This window comes from Clavibacter lycopersici, from assembly GCF_003576405.1.
Taxonomy (GTDB): domain Bacteria; phylum Actinomycetota; class Actinomycetes; order Actinomycetales; family Microbacteriaceae; genus Clavibacter; species Clavibacter lycopersici.
The window spans coordinates 1-3,264 of sequence record NZ_QWGT01000279.1; the positions used below are offsets into that span (position 1 = coordinate 1).

Below are 3,264 nucleotides of genomic sequence, written 5' to 3' on the forward strand. Positions count from 1 at the left end.
CTCGCGCGTGTGGAGGGCGAGCTCGGCGCGCACGTCGGCGAGGGCCGCGGGCGACATCGAGAGGCTGGTGGCGCCGAGGCCGACGAGCACGACGGCGAGCAGCGGGTCGGCCGCGGCCTCGCCGCAGATGCCCACGGGCTTGCCGAGCGCGCGGCCGGCGGTGCCGACCTCCTGCACGAGGCGGAGGACGGCGGGGTGCCACGGGTCCTGGAACGCGGCCACGGATCCCAGCAGCCGGTCGGCCGCGAGCGTGTACTGCGTGAGGTCGTTGGTGCCGATGCTCGCGAAGTCGGCGTTGGCGAGGATCCGGTCGGCCAGCAGCGCGGAGGACGGGACCTCGACCATCACGCCGACGGTCCTCAGGCCCAACTCGCGCCCGAGGGCCGTGAAGTACCGCGCCTCCTCGACCGTCGAGACCATGGGCGCCATGACCCACAGGTCGGCGTCGGTGGCGGCGTCGGCCTGCGCGAGCGCGGTGAGCTGGTCGCGGAGGATCTGCTCGTTGGCCCGCAGCGCGCGGAGGCCGCGGAGGCCGAGGGCCGGGTTCTCCTCGTCGGCGTCGTTGAGGAAGCTCAGCGGCTTGTCGGCACCGGCGTCGAGCGCGCGCACGACGACCTTCTGGCCGGGGAACGCCTCGAGCAGGCGCGTGTAGTGCTCGCGCTGCTCGTCGACGGTCGGCGCGCTCGTGGCGTCGAGGAAGAGGAACTCGGTGCGGAAGAGGCCGACGCCCTCGGCGCCCTTCTCGACCGCGTCGGCCGCGCCGTCGGCGGATCCGAGGTTGGCGAGCAGCGGGATCGCGGTGCCGTCGGAGAGCGCGCCCGGTCCGGTGGGGACGTCGACGCGCGCCTTCCGGGCGGCGATGGCGTCGCGCGCGGCGGACTCCTCCTCGGGCGTCGGGGCGACGGTGACGGCGCCCGTGAGCGCGTCGACCACGACGGTCTCGCCGTCGGCCAGGTCGGCGGCCGCGGCGACGCCGACCACCGCGACGATGGCCTTCTCGCGGGCGAGGATCGCGGTGTGCGAGGTGGGGCCGCCGTCGGTCGTGATGAGGGCGAGCACCTTGTCGAGGTCGAGCAGCGCGGTGTCGGCGGGCGCGAGGTCGCGGGCGACGAGCACGAAGGCGTGGTCGGGATCCGGCACGCCGGGGGCGGCGACGCCCTGCAGGTGCGCGACGACGCGCTGCGAGACGTCATCGAGGTCGGTGGCGCGCTCCCCCATGTAGCCGCCCATGCTGAGGAGCAGGTCGCGGAAGCCCGCGAACGCCTCGTGGACGGCGCGCTCGGCGGTGCGGCCCGTGGCGAGGCGCGCGGTGATGTCGTCGACGAGCGTCGGGTCCTCGGCCATGAACGCCTGCGCCTCGAGCACGTCCTTGGCGGCGCCGCCGGCCTTCTCCCCGCGGATGCGGATGTCGGCGGCCGTCGCGGCGAGCGACGCGCTCACGCGGATGCGCTCCTCGTCGGCGGTCAGGGTGCTCGCGGTGTCGGCGGGCTCGGGCAGCGGGTCGGGCATGCGGACCACGGGACCGACGGCGGATCCCCGGCCGATGCCGATGCCCTGGAGCGTGCGGGAGCTCATGCGGCGTCCAGGTCGGACTCGAGGAGCGTCGCGAGGTCGGTGACGACCTGCTCCGCGTTCTCGCCCTCGGCGGAGACGACGACCTCGTCGCCCGTGTCGACGCCCAGGGAGATCACGCCGAGGATGCTCGCGGCGTTGACGCTGCGGTCGCCCTTGGCGAGCTGCACGGGGATCCCGGCCTTCGCGGCGGCCTGCGTGAACAGCGAGGCGGGGCGGGCGTGCAGCCCGTGCGACGAGGCGATGGTGACGGTGCGTTCTGCCATGGTGGCTCCTTCTGTCGGCCCCGTCGTCGGGGCCCTGGTGGCGGTCATCGTGCGGTGCTGCGGGTCGTGCGGGGCCGGCGCGGGCGCCGGGTTCAGGCGATGGGCGGGGATCCTCCGAGGGGGCGGCCGTGGAGGCCCGGTGCGAGGCGGAGCGAGCGGGCGCCCTGGCGCATGGCGGCGAGGGCCCGGTCGAGCGCGGCGCGCGCGCCCTCGGGGCGTGAGGCGTCGGCGTCGAGGAGCACGGCGGTCGCGCCCTCGTCGGCGGCGGCTTCGCGCACGGCGTCGAGGCGGTCGGCGAGGTGGGCGCCGAGGAGGACGACGTCCATTCCGGCGGCGTCGAGGCGCACCTGGGCGAGGGATCCGGCGACGGCCTCGATCTCGATCCCGTCGGCCTCGGCGAGGGCGCGGAGGCGCTGGGCGAGGAAGGTGCTGGATGCGCCGGAGCCGCAGACGACGAGGATCCTCCCGGTCATGCTGTGCCTCCTCGCGTCGTCGCTGGTCGTCCCATGGTGCTCCGCGGCGGGCGGCGGGTGCCACCAGATCCGCTTCCGCGGGGTAGGAAGACGGCGCTCGCGCCCGCCGCGGCGGGCATCCCGGGCGGGCGCGGATGGTTGACTCGTCCGGAGAGCGGAACGCTCCGTCCGCGGCTGAGGGGACGGGAGCCTCCGCGCAGGGAGACGATCATGCTGAGCGAGAACCACGAGAGGCTGCTGGACTACCTGTCCACGGCCGACCGCTGGGTCGAGGCCGGCGAGCTCGCGGACCGCCTCGGCGTCACGACCCGCAGCGTCCGCACCTACGTGCAGGCGGTGCGGGAGCGCTCGACCGTCGCCATCGCCTCCTCCCCCGACGGCTACCGGATCGACGCCGGCAGCTACGCCCGCCACCTCGGCTCCCGGACGACCGCGGATCCGCAGGGCACGCCCCGCGACCGCATGCACGCGCTCGTCCGCCGCCTCGGTGACGCACCCGACGGCCTCGACGTCTTCGCGCTCGCCGCCGAGCTGCACGTGAGCGAGTCCACGGTCGAGGCGGACCTCCGCAAGGTGCGCACCCTCGTGGAGGACGCCGGGCTCGCCCTCCGCCGCACGGGATCCACCGTCGTCCTCGAGGGCTCGGAGCGCGACTTCCGCCGGCTGCTGTCGCGCATGTTCCGCGACGAGAGCGCGCAGGGCTTCCTGCCGCTGGAGACGGTGCAGCGGGAGTTCGCGTCCGACTCGCTCCGCGCCTTCAAGACGGACATCGTCCGCGAGCTCACGGAGGGCGGGTTCTTCGTCAACGAGTACGGCGTCGACAACGTGCTGCTGCACGTGGCGATCGCGGTCGACCGGCTCGCGAGGTCGCCGCGGCGCGCGGACGCGGATCCCGCCGCGGGCGGCGCGCTCGACGCCGCCCATCCGACCGCCGGTGACGCGGCATCGGCCGA

The 3,264-nt window shown here is 75.3% G+C and carries 4 protein-coding genes; 1 reads left to right on the forward strand and 3 read right to left on the reverse strand.

Annotation, left to right across the window (positions count from 1 at the left end; genetic code table 11):
- The 3 genes from ptsP to DZG00_RS13840 all read right to left on the reverse strand — a co-directional run.
- A partial coding sequence (ptsP, locus tag DZG00_RS13830) for a phosphoenolpyruvate--protein phosphotransferase (protein WP_119455736.1) occupies positions 1-1,575 on the reverse strand: 1,575 nt, incomplete at its 3' end.
- Positions 1,572-1,838 (reverse strand): HPr family phosphocarrier protein, encoded by a 267-nt coding sequence (locus DZG00_RS13835; protein ID WP_012039282.1) that lies wholly within the window; start codon positions 1,836-1,838, stop codon positions 1,572-1,574. The genes ptsP and DZG00_RS13835, both read right to left, overlap by 4 nt.
- A gap of 92 nt (positions 1,839-1,930) precedes the next feature.
- Positions 1,931-2,311 (reverse strand): PTS sugar transporter subunit IIB, encoded by a 381-nt coding sequence (locus DZG00_RS13840; RefSeq protein WP_119382917.1) that lies wholly within the window; start codon positions 2,309-2,311, stop codon positions 1,931-1,933.
- A gap of 210 nt (positions 2,312-2,521) precedes the next feature.
- On the opposite strand from DZG00_RS13840, the gene DZG00_RS13845 reads away from it, so the two are divergent.
- The coding region (locus tag DZG00_RS13845) for a BglG family transcription antiterminator (RefSeq protein ID WP_119455737.1) at positions 2,522-3,264 on the forward strand (743 nt) is incomplete at its 3' end.

What these genes read in the sequence shown, in the direction of transcription:
- DZG00_RS13835 (WP_012039282.1), bottom strand. Translation starts at nt 1,838, where the DNA reads ATGGCAGAACGCACCGTCACCATCGCCTCGTCGCACGGGCTGCACGCC.
- DZG00_RS13840 (WP_119382917.1), bottom strand. Translation starts at nt 2,311, where the DNA reads ATGACCGGGAGGATCCTCGTCGTCTGCGGCTCCGGCGCATCCAGCACC.